The sequence below is a fragment of the Pseudoxanthomonas sp. genome, from assembly GCF_027498035.1.
GTDB lineage: Bacteria > Pseudomonadota > Gammaproteobacteria > Xanthomonadales > Xanthomonadaceae > Pseudoxanthomonas_A.
The window spans coordinates 3,375,317-3,390,914 of sequence record NZ_CP114978.1 but is presented as its reverse complement, the minus strand read 5'-3'; the positions used below and the strand labels follow the sequence as shown (position 1 = coordinate 3,390,914).

Below are 15,598 nucleotides of genomic sequence, written 5' to 3'. Positions count from 1 at the left end.
AGCGCTGCGCCATGACCGGCCCCTCTTCCGCATGCCGTCGCACGGCCTGCTCGCCGCGCATGGCTGCCCTGTCGACCTCGCTGTGGGTGCTGCTGGCCACGACGCCCGCGATGGCACATGTCAGCGCGCCACAGGTCCCCATCGACCCGGTCACCGGCGTGGTCGGCGTCAATCCAGCCAAGCTCACGCCAGCCTATTGGATCGACCAGGAGCAGCATCCGGACCGGATCCTGCTGGACCGCGCCGGCATCGCGGCGCAGAACGCGCGGATGCGCGCGCAGGACCCGGCCATCCACGACCTGCGGGCCCTGCCCGCGCAGCTGTCGCGCGATGCCGTGCAGCAAGACATCCAGGCGCTGTCGTCCACGCCCAGGCGCACGTTGTATGACCTGCAAGGCCAGGTCCTTGACGCCAAGGTGCTCGATGCCCTGCACGATCGCCTGGCGCTGGATGCCGTCGCCGCGACCACCCCGGTGCGTTACGGCCTGGTGACCCATCGCGCCGACCTGCGCACCTTCCCCACGGCGCAGCGCGTCTTCAGCAGCACCGACGATCACGACATCGACCGCTTCCAGGAAAGCGCACTGTTCCCCGGCGATGCGGTTGCGGTGCTGCACGAAAGCCGGGACGGGCAGTGGCTGTTCGTCACCAGCGAGCGCTACAGTGCATGGATCGAGAAGCGCTACGTCGGCATCGGCAGCGCGCAGCAGGTGTTCGGCTACGGCGCGGCCGGTCCGCAGCGCGTGGTCACTGGCGCGAACGTCACCACCACCTTTACCCCGGAGCAGCCGCAGGTATCGCAACTGCAGCTGGACATGGGCGTGCGCGTGCCGGTGCTTGCCGACTGGAAGCCGACCGATCCGGTCAACGGCCAGATGCCGTACACCGCCTGGGTGATCCAGCTGCCGATCCGCCGGGACGACGGCACCCTGGACCTGGTGCCGGCACTGCTGCCGCGCATCGCCGACACCGCCGCCGACTACCTGCCGCTGACGCCACGCAACTTCATCACCCAGGCGTTCAAATTCCTGGGCGAGCGCTATGGCTGGGGGCATTCCTACGATGCGCGCGACTGCAGCGGCTTTACTTCCGAGATCTATCGCGCGTTCGGCGTGCTGCTGCCGCGCAACACCTCGCAACAGGCCGTGAGCCCGGCGCTGGACCGCATCGCCTTTTCCGAAAGCGACCCGGACGCCAGGCGCAGCGCCGCGGTGAAACAGCTGCGCCTGGGCGACATGGTCTACATCCCCGGCCACGTGATGGTGGTGCTCGGCCATGTCGGCGGGCTGACCTATGTGATCCACGACACCGCCGGTGGCGGCTGGCCCGGCCCCGATGGCGCGCGCGTCGCCGGCCACCTCAACGGCGTCTCGGTGACCCCCCTGGAGCCGATGCTGGCCAGCGACACCGTGAGCTACATCGACCGCATCACCAACATCCAGCGCATCCGACCGAAGTCCGAAGAATGAAGATCACCGATATCCAGCTGGGCATGCTGCGCGTGCCGCTGAAAACTCCGTTCAAGACCGCATTGCGCACCGTCGACACGGTCGAAGACGTGGTCGTGCTGATCCGCACCGACACCGGCCATACAGGCCATGGCGAAGCGGCGGCCACCGCCGTGATCACCGGCGATACGCACGGTTCGATCGTGGCGGCCATCAACCACTTCATCAAACCGCGCCTGATCGGCCAGGACATCGCCAACCTCAACCATTTGACTGCGCTGGTGCAGTCGTCGATGGAGCGCAACACCAGCGCCAAGGCCGCGGTCGAAATTGCCCTGTACGACCTGTGGGCCCAGTTGTACGACGCGCCGCTGTACCAGCTGCTTGGCGGCGGCGACCCGCTCATCACCACCGACATCACGATCAGCGTGGACTACATCGACAAGATGGTCGCCGACTCGCTGTCCGCGCTGGACCGCGGCTTCGAGTCGCTGAAGATCAAGGTCGGCAAGGACCTGGGCCTGGATATCGAACGGGTCAAGGCGATCCACGCCGCCGTCGAAGGCCGCGCCCTGCTGCGCCTGGATGCCAACCAGGGCTGGACCGCCAAGCAGGCCGTCTATGCCATGCAGAAGCTCGAAGACGCCGGCGTGGTCCTGGAACTGCTGGAGCAGCCGGTCAAGGCCGCCGACATCGAAGGGCTCAAGTACGTTACCGACCGGGTCAGCACGCCGGTGATGGCCGACGAAAGCGTGTTCGCCCCGCAGCAGGTCTTCGACCTGATCAAGCTGCGCGCGGCCGACATCATCAACATCAAGCTGATGAAGACCGGCGGCATCTCCAACGCCATCCGCATGGCCGACATCGCCGCGCTGTACGGCGTGGACTGCATGATCGGCTGCATGATCGAGTCCTCGATCAGCGTGGCCGCGGCGGTGCACGTGGCGGTGGCCAAGTCGAACGTGATCACCAAGATCGACCTGGACGGCCCCTCGCTGGGCCAGTTCAACCCGGTGGTGGGCGGGGTGCTGTTCAACGAATCGGAGATCAGCATCCCGGATGCGCCGGGGCTGGGTATCCAGGAGATTCGTGGGCTGGAGATGTTGTCGCCGTGATGACGCGCGGTGTCTGCGCTGGCAGCCCAGCAAACGGCGAGCGACCCGCTCCTGCCGTTGCCGTTGCCGTTGCCGTTGCCGTTGCCGTTGCCAGTGATCTTGCCTTTGCTCCTGCCCTTGATTCACCGAGTTCCCTTCCGCAGCGGCGTGCCGGACGGGTCAAATCCCGCAGGGGCGGCGCGCACGGACGCGCGCCGTTTTCCGACGGCACAGGATGTGCCTTCGGAAAATTCCCGTCCGGGATGCGGACCTGGAGCGCGCAGCGCGGAAGGCGCGTAGGCAGGGCGTGCTTTCTTTTGGTTATCTTTTCTTTGCACGAGCACTGCGCCGCAGGAGCGGCGCAGGACAGCGAAGCTGGTCCGAAGGACGTGGCACATGGATGTGCCACGCAAAGAAAAGTGACTCGCGCCCGACAGGGCGTGAAACGCTTTGGCTTCGGTTTTTTCGACTCCCTTCCGATGACGGAAAAAACAACTTCTGCTGCAAAGACCAACATTGCCGGGTGCAATGCATTCGCAAGAGCGAAGGCTTTCACTCCCCTTCGGGGAGCGAGTTACCTTTCTTTGCTCGTGCAAAGAAAGGTAACCCAAAGAAAACACGCCCCAGCCTCCGCGCCCTGCGCGCCTGCGGCGCTCCGGGTCCGCTCCGCCGACGGGAATTTTCGGAAGGGGCATCCTGCCCCTGCCGAAAACGCCGCGCATCCATGCGCGTCGCCCCTGCGGGGTTTGACCCACCGGCGCCACCGCTGCGGATGGGGACCCGGTAGAGCCAAGAGCAAGAGCGCCAGCACCAGCACAAACAACAGCAACATCGGACAGCGCGCCTGATGGCCCGCGGAGACCACGACCCCATGCCGCCCCTGGTCAAGATCCGTTCCGAACGCGACAGCATGTCGGCGATCGAGCGCCGCATCGCCGACTACATCCTCGACAACGCGCACCTGCTGCGCGACTACTCCTCGCAGCAGCTCGCCAGCGCGCTGGGCATCAGCCAGTCCAGCGTGGTCAAGTTCAGCCAGAAGCTCGGTTTCAAGGGCTATCCGGATCTCAAATACTCGGTCGGCCAGGCACTCGCGCGCGGTGGCGGGCCGCAACCCGCCTCGCCGGATGCACCCCGCACCAGCGGCGATGCCTACGAACAGCTGCAGGACAGCGTGCGTCGCAGCAAGGCGGCCGCGGAAGAGGAAACCCGCCTGCTCAATCCCCGTGCGTTGATCGAACAGATCGTCGCGCGCATCGACCAGGCGCAGAAGGTATTCGTGTGCGGACTGGGCGACGACGGCCTGTTCGCACGCGAGTTCGCCATGCGGTTGTCATTGCTGGGCGTGCTGACCGTGCACCACGCCGATTCGATCCTGATGATGACCAACGTCTCGGCCGCGCGCCCGGGCGATGTGCTGATCGTGTTCTCCGAGTTCGGCAAGCTGCCGCAGCTGTCGCAGATCTCGCGCCAGTTCCAGGATGCCGGCGGGGCCACCGTGTCGATCACCCGCCACACCGCCAACCCGCTGCGCGCCCATGCCGATGCAGCGCTGGTGGTGTCGGCGCATGATCCGGCGCCGCACATCGAGCAACTGCTTTATCGTTCGTCCCTGCAGTCGCTGCTGGATTTCGTGTTTGTATTGCTGTGCCAGACCAACCCCGACCGCGAGCGGCAGCTGGCGGTGAACCTGGAGCGGGTCCAGCACCTGCTCGATTCCTGACCCTTCCCTCGGAATGACCATGCCCCTGCCCGCCCGCCTGCGCCCACTCCGATCCACCTGCTGGCTGGCCGTGCTGGCCGTGCTGGCGGCGACACCCGCACTGGCAAAGACGCCGGCCCAGGCCATCCCGAAGATGCAGCAAGCCCAGCAGCTGGTGGTCGTCACCACCTCCGGCTGGGACGACAACCAGGGCCACCTGCAGACCTATGTGCGCGATGGCAAGGACTGGAAGCCGGCTGCGCTGGCGTACGCGGTGGCCATCGGCAAGAGCGGCAGCGCCTGGGGCGATGGCGTGTTCCCCGCGCAAAAGGCCGGCCCGCAGAAGCGCGAAGGCGACGGTCGCAGCCCCGCCGGCATCTACGGCATCGGCGAAGCCTTCGGCTATGCGGCTTCGGTCAACACCAGGCTCAAGTACCAGCAGATGCAGGCCAGCAACTGGTGCATCGACGTGCCCGGCTCGCCGTTCTACAACCAGATCGTGGATGAGAAGGACGTCGGCGCGCTCGGCGTGGAAGGCGCGAGCGAGCACATGCGCCTGGACCTGCACAACAACGGTGACGTGCGTTACGAGCAGGGCTTCGTGATCGCGCACAACGCCAGCGGCACGCCCGGCCGCGGCAGCTGCATCTTCGCCCACGTCTGGCGCACGCCGGGCGAACCCACCGCCGGCTGCACGGCGATGGAACCAGCCAACATGGAGGCACTGCAGGCCTGGCTCGATCCGAAAAAGCAGCCGCTGTTCGTGCTGCTGCCCAGGGCCGAATACATCCGCCTGCAACACGCCTGGTCGCTGCCGCTGCTGACTGCCGGGCTGGCGCATTGAGCGCCGCACCGCAAGACGGGCAACTGGTCCGCGCGGTCAGCCGCTGGCAGATCGTCGGGCTGTCGATCAATGACGTGATCGGCAGCGGCATCTACCTGCTGCCAGCCGCGACCGTGGCCCTGATGGGGCCGCTGAGCCTGTGGGCCGTGCTGCTGGCCGGCATCGCCGTCGCGCTGCTGGTGCTGTGCTACGCGCAAGCCGCGAGTTATTTCGACCAGCCTGGCGGCAGCTACCTGTATGCGCGCGAGGCGTTTGGTCGCTACGCCGGCTTCCAGGTCGGCTGGATGATCTGGCTGACCCGGATCAGCTCGGCTGCGGCACTGGGCAACGGCCTGGCCGATGCGGTGTCGCGCTTCTGGCCTTACGCCGCAACCGGTGCGGGACGGCTGCTGGTGGTGGTCGGTTCGCTCACATTGCTGACGGTGATCAACGTGATCGGCGTGCGCTCGGCCGCGCGCACTGGCGTAGCGCTGGTGATCGGCAAGCTGGTGCCGCTGCTGCTGTTCGTGGTGGTCGGCCTGTTCTTCATGGACTGGCACATGGCCTTCGCCGGCACTGCGCCGGACCTGGGCGACCTGCCCAACCTGGGCCAGGCCGCGCTGCTGCTGCTGTTCGCCTATGCCGGCTTCGAGAACATCCCGGCCGCCGCCGGCGAGTTCCGCAATCCACGCCGCGATGTGCCGTTCGCGCTGATCACCATGATCACGCTGGTGACGCTGATCTACGCCGCAGTGCAGGTGGTGGCGATGGGCACCCTGCCAGGCCTGGCCGATTCGGCCACGCCGCTGGCTGACGCCGCCAGTCGTTTCGGTGGCGAAGGCCTGGCGCTGATCCTCACCGTCGGCGCGGTGGTGTCGATCCTGGGCACCACCAGCAACACGGTGATGCTGGGGCCGCGCTTCCTGTTCGCACTGGCGCAGGATGGGTTCGGGCCGAAGTTCCTGGCACGGGTGCATCCGCGTTTCCGCACGCCGGCCGCGGCGATCATCACCCAGGGCGTGCTGTCGGTGGCGCTGGCGCTGTCCGGCTCGTTCGAGAACCTGGCCCTGCTGTCGATGGTGACGCGCCTGCTGGCCTATATCGGCACGGCAGCGGCGGTGATCGTGCTGGCACGGCGCCATCGCGAGAACCCGAACGCACTGCGCTTACCGGGCGGTTCGCTGATTCCGATCCTGGCACTGCTGCTCACCCTGGGCCTGCTGTGCAGTGCCAGCGCGGCCAATCTGCTGGCGGTCGGCGCCGCGATCGTGGTGGGCACGGTGATCTACCTGTTTCCACGCAAGGCGTAGCCCGGGTAAGGCCGCAGGCCGCACCCGGGTGCAGACGCCCGCGGAACCGTCCCGGATGCGCTTCGCTTATCCGGGCTACGGCCTGAAGCAGCGCCTGCGGGCTTTTGCCCCTACGCGCAGCCTTCCACATAGTCGATCTGCGGCGGCAGGCCCACGCGCCAGCTTGTGACCTTGCCATCGGCATCGGTTTCGAACACCAGCTTGGCGCCACCGGCGGCTTCGACACTCAGGTACTTGCCGCCTTCCACATACTTGTGCGGAATGGCCTGCAGCTTGGCGCCATACAGCGCGCGTAGTTCGGCTTCGGTCATGCCGACCTTGCCACCACCCGGCGCGACTTCGCTGGAAGTGGTCACGTCATAGCGCACGAAGTGGTCGCCTTCGATCATGAAAGCCACGTCGGCCTTGTCGGTCGCCCACTTGGGCGTCAGCTGGTAGCAGGCACCGGCTTCGGAGGGCGTGCTGCTATTGAGTTCGCCACCCCAGGCTTGTTTGGCCTGCTCCGCGGTGCTGCCCAGCGTCAGGTCGCCATAGCCTTTGAAGCTGGCCAGTGGACTCGACGTGGACTGGCCGGAGGCTTCGCCGGGTTCCGGCTGCGCCGCCGGCGACGATGCAGCCGGGGTACTGGCAGGGGGCGCGCCATCGGTGGATGGCTGCGGCGCATCGGCAGGCTTGCAGGCTGACAGCGCGATCAGCACGGCGGCTGACAACGGAAGCAGGGCTTTGTTCATGGGTGGTCCTCCAGCACTTCAAGACTGCCAGCCTAGCCCGTGAGGGTGAATCCAGCGAAAACCCGCACCCGCTTGCGCCTTGTGCGAAAAGCCGACCGCATGTCACTGCCGTTTCATCTGCAGCGCTCACCCTGCGCCGACTCTCCCTGATCCACTGCCATGCAACCGCGCAAGACTGCCCTGGCCCACACCGCCCTGCAGCGCCACCGCGCGGGATTGGACATGCGCCAGCGGAGGGTGTTGATCATGGCCGACGGCCAGCGCTCGCTGGGCGAACTCACCCAGCTGCTGGGGCCGGAAACCGCCCAGCACGTGGCCACACTGATCGACGAAGGCTATCTGACCCTGGATGCCGAACCGACCCTGCATGACGTACTGGCCGCGCCAGTGCAGGCCCCCGCTGCGCCGCCACCGGTCACCCCTGCGCCCGTCCCACCAGCCGCCCACCGCCGCTCCCTGGTCGCCGCGCGCCTGTACCTGCTGGGCATGCTGGAACTGCAGCGCGACCCGGCCGCCCAGCAGCTGCATCAACAGCTGCATCGCACCACCGACGAACACGCGGTGGTCGACGTCATGCTCGAAGCGCTGATGCTGCTGCCGCAACTCACCTCGCCCGGCTACGCCCAGCGCGTGCAGGCGCGCCTGGGCGAAGTCCTGCCCGAAGCACACCTGCCCGCACTGGCCCGCATCGGCCAGCCACTCGAAGCCTGAGTGACGCCCCCTACGCTGGGGGCTGGAAGTTGCGCTTCAGCCCGGCCCAGCACTGCTGGTAATCGCGCTGCCGGTGCGGTGATTCCAGCGCCTGCCGCGTCGGCCGCAGCACCGCCCGCGTCTCGAACATGAAAGCCATCGTGTCGGTGATGACGTCCGGCCTGGACAGGTCGGCGTGCGAGGCTTTCTCGAACGTTGCCGCATCCGGTCCGTGCCCGCTCATGCCGTTGTGCAGCGACGCGCCACCCGGCGCGAAACCTTCGGCCTTGGCGTCGTAGGCGCCGTGCACCAGCCCCATGAACTCGCTGGCGACATTGCGGTGGAACCACGGCGGCCGGAACGTGTCCTGTGCCACCAGCCAGCGCGGCGGGAAGATCACGAAATCCAGGGTCGCCGTGCCCGGGGTGTCGCTGGGCGAGGTCAACACGGTGAAGATCGACGGATCCGGGTGGTCGTAGCTGATCGAACCAATCGTGTTGAAGCGGCGCAGGTCGTAGCGGTACGGCGCATCGTTGCCATGCCAGGCCACCACGTCGCAGGGCGAATGGCCGATGTGCGCGCGCCACAGGTGGCCCTGGAACTTGGCGACCAGTTCGAAGTCGCCCTCGATGTCTTCATACGCGGCCTGCGGGGTTTCGAAATCGCGCGCGTTGGCCAACCCGTTCGCGCCAATCGGCCCCAGCTCCGGCAGGCGCAGCGGCGCGCCGAAGTTCTCGCACACATAACCGCTCGCTCCAGCGCATCCTGCGCCCGCGACACTCGCACTTCCCTGCGCATCGCGCGCCTGCAAGTCAGGGAGCGTCACCGCGAAACGCACGCCGCGTGGAATCACCGCGATCTGCTGCGGCTCGACGTCGATCACGCCGAACTCGGTCGCAAGCCGCAGGCGACCCAGCTGCGGCACGATCAGCAGTTCGGCATCGGCGTTGTAGAACCAGCGCCCAGCCATGTCGCGATTGGCCGCGTACAGGTGGATGCCGACGCCGTGCTGGGCTTCGGCCGAGCCGTTGCCCGCCATGGTGACCAGGCCTTCGATGAAGTCCGTCGGTGCCTGCGGCAACGGCAGCGGCGACCAGCGCAGCTGGTCCGGGCTTACCGGGCCATCGCCGAACACGTTGTGGAACTGCGGCGCACTTTCGAACGGCGCGAACGTGCCATGCATCGCCGCGGGACGAATCCGATACAGCCAGCTGCGCCGGTTCTCGCCGCGCGGTGCAGTGAACGCCGTGCCCGACAGCTGCTCGGCATACAGGCCGAACGCCACCTTTTGCGGCGAGTTGCGCCCGACCGGCAACGCGCCCGCAATGGCTTCGCTGGTGAAGTGGTTGCCGAAGCCGGTCATGTACTCGGGGTTGAGTTTGGCAGCCATCTCGATGCTCGCGATATTCAAAACCCCTCTCCTGAAGGAAGAGGGGCGCTAAGCGTTACAGCACACCACGCCGCATCTGGTCGCGCTCGATGCTTTCGAACAGCGCCTGGAAGTTGCCTTCGCCGAAACCGTCGTTGCCCTTGCGCTGGATGATCTCGAAGAAGATCGGACCAATCGCGTTCTGGGTGAAGATCTGCAGCAGCTTGCGCTTGTGCGTTTCCACGTCCGCATCGATCAGGATCTTGTTGCGGGTCAGGCGCGGCACATCCTCGCCATGGTCGGGGATGCGCTGGTCGATCACCTCGAAGTAGGTCTCCGGCGTGTCCAGGAATTCGACGCCCGCCTCGCGCATCCGCTCCACCGTGGTGTAGATGTCGTCGGTGAAGCAGGCGATGTGCTGGATACCTTCGCCCTTGTAGGCGTCCAGGTATTCGTTGATCTGCGACTTCGGGTCGGTCGACTCGTTGAGCGGGATGCGGACCATGCCGTCCGGCGCGGTCATCGCCTTGGATAGCAGGCCGGTCTTGGCGCCCTTGATATCGAAGTAGCGGATCTCGCGGAAGTTGAACAACCGCTCGTAGTAGTCGGCCCACTGCGCCATGTTGCCGGCGTAGAGGTTGTGGGTCAGGTGGTCGATGAAGGTCAGGCCGAAGCCCTTCGGCATCCGCTCCACGCCGGGCAGCCATTCGTAGTCCGGATCGTGGATGGTGCCGGTGCTGTCGTAGCGGTCGACGATGTACAGCATGCAGCCGCCGATGCCCTTGATCACCGGCGCGGCCACCGCCTTGGTCAGTTCGCGCGCACCGATCTGCTCGGCGCCGTTCTTCAGTGCCTGCACGCGCGCCCATTCGGCCAGCTTGTTGACCCGGATGGCGAAGCCACAGGCGCTGGGACCATGCTGGGCGGCGAAGTCGGCGGCGAACGAATCCGGATCCTCGTTGATCAGGAACGTGCAGTCGTTCTGCCGGTAGGTGCTGATCGCCCGGGTCTTGTGCCGGGCCACCTGGGTGAAGCCGAGCTTGCGGAAGTAGTCGTGCAACTGGCCACCCTGGCCGGCCGGCGCGGCGAACTCGACGAATTCGAAGCCATCGATGCCCATCGGGTTGTCGAACGTGGCATCTTTCACGTTCGTTCCGGGGGCCTGCATGGAGGGCTGGGCACTCATGGAAACTTCTCCCTACTTGCAAAGGAACTCGCGGCAGCATAGTTTCATCTGAAACCAGCAGCAAGCCGCAGCGCACCATGACCCAGCCCGATCCCCTGCCGCCCGCCCAGCCGCTCACCCTGCAGCTGGAAACCTTTATCCCCTACCAGCTGAGCGTGCTGTCCAACCGCGTCAGCCAGGCGATTTCGGCCGAGTACTACCGGCGCTTCGGGCTGGTGATGACCGAGTGGCGCACCATGTGCGTCCTGGCGCGCTATCCCGGCCTGTCGGCCGGCGAGGTTGCCGAGCAGACCGCCATGGACAAGGTCGCCGTCAGCCGCGCGGTCGCCCGCCTGCTGGAACGCGAACTGGTCAGCCGCGACATCCACGGCGACGACCGCCGCCGCTCGGTACTGGCGCTGTCGACCAAGGGCCAGGCCCTGCACGACACGGTCGCGCCGCTGGTCCTGGAATGCGAGCACCGGCTGTTGTCGGTGCTCGATGCCGAAGAGCTGGCCCAACTGCACCACCTGATGGAGCGACTGGGCAGCGAAGGCATGGAGCGCCTGGTGTCCGGGTTGAAGGACGTCCCGGTCAGCCCGGTGTCCTCGGCCCAGGTCAATCCTTCCGAGAGCTGATCCACCCAAGCGCCAGTGCCTGGAACGAAGAACGCCGCGGGTGACCGCGGCGTTCTTCGTTCCAGGCACTGGCGGGCGCGTTACTTCACGCCATGCATCAGCTTGTTGACCAGCGGGGCAACCAGGAACAGCAGCACGCCGGCGACCATCAGGATCCAGAAGCCCTGGCTATAGGCCGAATAGGCGCTCTGCACGGTCATGCCAGCATCGCCACTGGCTTCGCCCGCAAACAGGCCCGCCAGGTTGTTGCCGATGGCCACCGACAGGAACCAGGCCCCCATGGCGAAGCCGGTCAGGCGCGACGGAGCGAGCTTGGTCGTCATCGACAGGCCGATCGGCGACAGGCACAGCTCACCGATGGACTGGATCCAGTACACCGCGAACAGCGTCCAGAACGGGATCTTGCCGCTGGCCGGGTCCACCAGCCTGGACAGCGCGAACATCAGCAGCAGGAAGGCCAGGCCGTTGAAGATCAGGCCAAAACTGAACTTGCGCGGGATGCTCGGGTTGTTCTTGCCCATGCGCAGCCAGATCCACGCGATGATCGGTGCCAGCACGATGATCGCCACCGAGTTGACCGACTGGAACCACGCGTTGGGGAACTCCATGAACCCCAGGTCGCGGTTGACGACCTTGTCGGCCAGGAAGGTGAAGCTGCTGCCGGCCTGTTCGAAGAAGCACCAGAAGAACACGTTGAAGGCCAGGATGATCAGCATCGCGAACACCTTGTCGCGCGCGACCGTGCCTTCGCGCACGCCTTCGACCGCCAGCATGATCGCCGGCACCACGAAACAGGCGATCAGGATCCAGTTGAGGATCTTCGCGTCGATGCTGAGCAGGAAATAGAACAGCGGGATGCCAATCGCCAGGCTCACCACGACCACGCTGGCCAGGCGCGAGTTGCTGGCCTGCGCCGCATCGGCCTCGCCCACGCCCTGCAGCACCGAACGGCCGAACAGGAACCACACGAAGCTCAGCACCATGCCGATGGCCGAGGTGATGAAGACCACCTTGTAGGCCGGCATGCCGTCGCTGCCGAACACGTACTGCGCCAGGATCTGGGTCAGGAACGGCGAGATCATCGCCCCCAGGTTGATGCCCATGTAGAAGATGGTGAAGCCCGAATCGCGGCGCTCGTCACCCTGCCGGTAGATCTTGCCCACCAGGGTGGAGATGATCGGCTTGAACAGGCCGTTGCCCACGATCACCGTGGCCAGGCCGAGCTTGAACAGCGGCTCGGTCGGCGCGGCCAGCATGAACAAGCCGGCGGCCATGATCACCGCGCCGGTCAGGATGGCGCGCTGGTAGCCGATCAGCTTGTCGGCGATGTAGCCGCCGAAGATCGCGGCCGCGTAGACCAGCGCCAGATAGGCGCCGTAGAGATGGCTGGCGTCTTTTTCACCGGCCGGATCGCCGCCTTTGAACTGCGCCACGATGTACAACACCATCGCCCAGCGGATGCCGTAGAAGGCAAAGCGTTCCCAGAACTCGGTCATGAACAGCATCCACAGCGGACGCGGATGCCCCATCAGGGTGCCGAAGGCCGGCGGATCGCCTGGCATCGGTGGCACGGGTTCGAGCGTGGGCGACTTGGCTTCCACGGTCATGCGTCATATCCCCTTGAAAGAATTGCAAAAAGAGAAACAAAGCGTCCCATCAGGGGGACACGGCAGGATCGCCGCTGCGAGCCCTTCGCGTCAAATGAAACCAACTTGGCGCAACGTCCGTCAGCTTCCGAGCCCGTCATTCCCGCGGCTTTTAGCAGTCGTATGGCGGGTCAAGCGGGAATGACGGTCCGTCTTTTCCTGCGAAACACCACCGGACCCATCAGGGCTGCGGTGGCGCCAGCCCGACTACCGTGCGCACCTGGAACAGCTCCGGGAAGAACTCCAACTCCAGCGCCTGCTTCAGGAAGCCCACCCCGGACGAACCGCCGGTGCCGCGCTTGAAGCCGATCACCCGCATCACCGTACGCATGTGGCGGAAGCGCCATAGCTGGAACTGGGTTTCCAGGTCGACGAAGTCCTCGCACAGCGAGTACTCGCGCCAGTAGCGGTCGGTGTCCTGGTAGATGCGCTCGAACACCGGCAGCAGCGCCTCGTCACGCACGTGCGCGTGGCTGAAATCGCGTTCCAGGTGCTCCTGCGGCACGGCGTGGCCGAAGCGTGCGAGGTAGCGCAGGAATTCCTCGTACAGGCTCGGCGCTTCGAGCGCACCGCGCAGGGCCTCCTGGCCGGCCGGGTCGTGCGAGAACACCTTGAGCATCGCCGCGTTCTTGTTGCCCAGCATGAATTCCAGCTGCCGGTACTGCAGGGACTGGAAGCCCGACGAGGGCCCCAGCACATCGCGGAAGCCCATGTATTCCGACGGCGTCAGCGTCTCCAGCACCGACCATTGCTCGGTCAGCTGGCGCAGCACCTGCTTGGCCCGGGCCAGCACCTTGCGCACCTGCCAGACCTGGTCGCGCTGCAGGAAGTCCAGCGCCGCGCTCAGCTCGTGGATCATCAACTTCATCCACAGCTCGGACACCTGGTGCTGGACGATGAACAGCATTTCGTCGTGGTGGGCGGGGCTGGACAACGGCTGCTGGGCCGACAGCAGCCGGTCCAGGTGCAGGTAGCCACCGTAAGTGGTGCGACCGGCCAGATCGGTGTGGATGCCGTCTTCCAGCGGCCGCTGGTTGTCCTGGATCTGCATGAAAAGCGCCAAGCCATCGAAGGATCGGCATGGTAGCCGGTCATGCCCGGCGCGACGCTCCGGTGCCGGCGGAAGGCACCGCGTGACCTGTCATGCAATTTACTCAGGATTCGTTCATAGTCGGGATACGCGCCAGGGGATCCGGCGCGTTCCCCCGAAAACGCTATGGAGAAGCCGTCGATGACGACGCCGTTGTCGCGCCTGTTGGCGCTTGCATTGTTGGGACTGGGAAGCGCCTCGGCGGCGCAGGCCCAGGTGGTGATCAGCCAGGTCTACGGCGGCGGCGGCAACAGCGGCGCCACCTGGAAGAGCGACTTCATCGAACTGCACAACACCGGCACCAGCACGGTGGACCTGTCCAGTTACAGCGTGCAGTACGCCAGCGCCGCCGGCAGCAGCTGGCAGCTGACCGCGCTCACCGGCAGCATCGGCCCGGGCGGGTATTTCCTGGTCAAGGAAGCCGACGGCAGCGGCGGCACCTCCGACCTGCCGACCCCGGACGTCTCCGGCACCATTTCCATGTCCGGCACGGCAGGCAAGGTCGCGCTGTCGGCCACGCAGACCGCGCTGTCGGGCACCTGCCCGACCGGTGCGGCCGACCTGGTCGGCTTCGGCACGACCGCCAGCTGCTACGAAGGCAGCGGCGCCGCGCCGGCGCCCAGCAATACCCTGGCGGTGCTGCGCGCCGGCGATGGCTGCACCGACACCAACGACAACGCCGCCGATTTCAGCACCGGCACGCCGGTCCCGCGCAACGGCGCGACGACCGCTTCGATCTGCGGCGCCAGCGGCACGCCGCTGCTGTCCATCGCCGATGCCTCGGGCGATGAAGGCGCCGGCCCGCTCACCTTCACCATCAGCCTGACCCAGCCGGCCCCGGCCGGTGGCATCACGGTCGACTGGAGCACCGCCGACGGCACCGCCAACGCCGGCAGCGACTACGTCGCCGCCAGCGGTAGCGTGACCCTGGCCGAGGGCGAAACCAGCACCACGGTCAGCGTGACCCTGATCGATGACGCCATCACCGAGTCCGACGAGACCTTCACCGTCACCTTGACCAACCTGGTCGGCGAAGCGCTGCTGGGCTCGGCCAAGGCCACCGGCACGATCGTCAACGACGACATCTCGCTGACCGCGATCCACGACATCCAGGGCGCCGGCATCAGTTCGCCGATCGCCGGCTCGCTGGTCTACACCACCGGCGTCGTCACCGCGGTCAAGAGTGCCGGCTTCTGGCTGCAGACCCCGGACGCGGAAGTGGACGACAACCCCGCCACCTCCGAAGGCCTGTACGTCTACACCGGCAGCACGTCCTCGGCAGCCGTGGCCGTGGGCAACCTGGTGCGTGTTTCGGGCACGGTGCAGGAATACATCCCCAGCGCCGATCCCTACCAGCGTCCGCTGACCGAACTCAGCGGTGGCATCAGCGTCGCCCTGCTGGCCAGCGGCCAGGCCCTGCCGGCTGCGATCCCGCTGGATGCCTCGATGCTCACCGCCGGCGGCGGCCTGGACCAGCTGGAGCGTTTCGAAGGCATGCGCGTCACCGTGCCGAGCCTGCGCGTGGTCGCCCCGACCGGTGGCTACACCAATGACAAGCAGCGCCACCGGGACCAGCGACGGCCTGTTCTATGCGGTCATCGGCGATACCGCCCGTCCGTTCCGCGAAGCCGGCATCGAAGCCCCGACCCCGGTCACTGGCGAAGTCCCGCAGTGGGATGGCAACCCGGAACTGCTGACCATCGACAGCGACACGATCGGCGGCGCCAGCACCGCGCTGGATGTCTCCACCGGCGCAGTCATCACCGGCCTGACCGGCCCGCTGGACTACAGCTACCGCCACTACGTGATCGTGCGCGATCCAACCGTCGCCATCGGCACCACTGCCGGTGTCAGCCCGGCCGCCGCGCGTGCGGCCACCAGCGATGAGTTCA

The 15,598-nt window shown here is 66.5% G+C and carries 13 protein-coding genes; 8 read left to right on the top strand and 5 right to left on the bottom strand.

Features of this window, described 5'->3' with window-relative positions; all coding sequences use genetic code 11:
- The first annotated feature begins 110 nt into the window (after nt 1–110).
- The 5 genes from O8I58_RS14810 (at nt 111) to O8I58_RS14790 (ending at nt 6,377) form a co-directional block, all read left to right on the top strand.
- Nucleotides 111–1,469, top strand: a complete 1,359-nt coding sequence (locus tag O8I58_RS14810; protein WP_298323036.1) for a C40 family peptidase — start codon at nt 111–113, stop codon at nt 1,467–1,469.
- Nucleotides 1,466–2,563, top strand: coding sequence for a dipeptide epimerase (locus O8I58_RS14805; protein ID WP_298317652.1), 1,098 nt, complete (start codon nt 1,466–1,468; stop codon nt 2,561–2,563). The genes O8I58_RS14810 and O8I58_RS14805 overlap by 4 nt, the downstream gene beginning before the upstream one ends.
- Before the next feature lie 850 nt (nt 2,564–3,413).
- A complete protein-coding gene (locus tag O8I58_RS14800) occupies nt 3,414–4,265 on the top strand; it encodes a MurR/RpiR family transcriptional regulator (RefSeq protein ID WP_298317651.1) in 852 nt (283 codons plus the stop codon).
- 19 nt (nt 4,266–4,284) lie between these two features.
- Entirely contained in the window at nt 4,285–5,088 is an 804-nt protein-coding gene (locus O8I58_RS14795; protein ID WP_298317648.1) for a L,D-transpeptidase family protein, read from the top strand.
- Nucleotides 5,085–6,377 carry an APC family permease gene (locus O8I58_RS14790; protein WP_298317645.1) on the top strand — a complete coding sequence of 431 codons (1,293 nt, stop codon included), beginning with the start codon at nt 5,085–5,087 and terminating at the stop codon, nt 6,375–6,377. Before O8I58_RS14795 ends, O8I58_RS14790 begins: the two co-directional genes overlap by 4 nt.
- Before the next feature lie 110 nt (nt 6,378–6,487).
- Here O8I58_RS14790 and O8I58_RS14785 read toward each other — a convergent pair whose 3' ends face one another.
- The gene (locus O8I58_RS14785) at nt 6,488–7,108 is read right to left on the bottom strand and encodes a lectin (RefSeq protein ID WP_298317642.1); all 621 of its coding nucleotides are present in this window, start codon (nt 7,106–7,108) and stop codon (nt 6,488–6,490) included.
- 159 nt (nt 7,109–7,267) lie between these two features.
- Here O8I58_RS14785 and O8I58_RS14780 point away from each other — a divergent pair, with 159 nt between their 5' ends.
- Nucleotides 7,268–7,819, top strand: coding sequence for a hypothetical protein (locus O8I58_RS14780; RefSeq protein ID WP_298317639.1), 552 nt, complete (start codon nt 7,268–7,270; stop codon nt 7,817–7,819).
- A 10-nt stretch (nt 7,820–7,829) separates the two neighbouring features.
- On the opposite strand, the gene hmgA is transcribed toward O8I58_RS14780, so the two are convergent.
- Together hmgA and hppD are read right to left on the bottom strand one after the other, a co-directional pair.
- Nucleotides 7,830–9,188 carry a homogentisate 1,2-dioxygenase gene (hmgA, locus tag O8I58_RS14775; RefSeq protein WP_298323033.1) on the bottom strand — a complete coding sequence of 453 codons (1,359 nt, stop codon included), beginning with the start codon at nt 9,186–9,188 and terminating at the stop codon, nt 7,830–7,832.
- A 55-nt stretch (nt 9,189–9,243) separates the two neighbouring features.
- Entirely contained in the window at nt 9,244–10,353 is a 1,110-nt protein-coding gene (gene hppD, locus O8I58_RS14770) for a 4-hydroxyphenylpyruvate dioxygenase (RefSeq protein WP_298317636.1), read from the bottom strand.
- 77 nt (nt 10,354–10,430) lie between these two features.
- On the opposite strand from hppD, the gene O8I58_RS14765 reads away from it, so the two are divergent.
- Nucleotides 10,431–10,970, top strand: coding sequence for a MarR family winged helix-turn-helix transcriptional regulator (locus tag O8I58_RS14765; protein ID WP_298317632.1), 540 nt, complete (start codon nt 10,431–10,433; stop codon nt 10,968–10,970).
- A gap of 80 nt (nt 10,971–11,050) precedes the next feature.
- On the opposite strand, the gene O8I58_RS14760 is transcribed toward O8I58_RS14765, so the two are convergent.
- The gene (locus O8I58_RS14760) at nt 11,051–12,577 is read right to left on the bottom strand and encodes a peptide MFS transporter (RefSeq protein WP_298317629.1); all 1,527 of its coding nucleotides are present in this window, start codon (nt 12,575–12,577) and stop codon (nt 11,051–11,053) included.
- A 220-nt stretch (nt 12,578–12,797) separates the two neighbouring features.
- On the bottom strand, nt 12,798–13,667 hold the full coding sequence (locus O8I58_RS14755) for a tryptophan 2,3-dioxygenase (protein WP_298317626.1): 870 nt from the start codon (nt 13,665–13,667) through the stop codon (nt 12,798–12,800).
- Nucleotides 13,668–13,847: 180 nt separating this feature from the next.
- Here O8I58_RS14755 and O8I58_RS14750 point away from each other — a divergent pair, with 180 nt between their 5' ends.
- Nucleotides 13,848–15,593 carry a Calx-beta domain-containing protein gene (locus tag O8I58_RS14750; RefSeq protein ID WP_298317623.1) on the top strand — a complete coding sequence of 582 codons (1,746 nt, stop codon included), beginning with the start codon at nt 13,848–13,850 and terminating at the stop codon, nt 15,591–15,593.
- Nucleotides 15,594–15,598 lie beyond the last annotated feature (5 nt).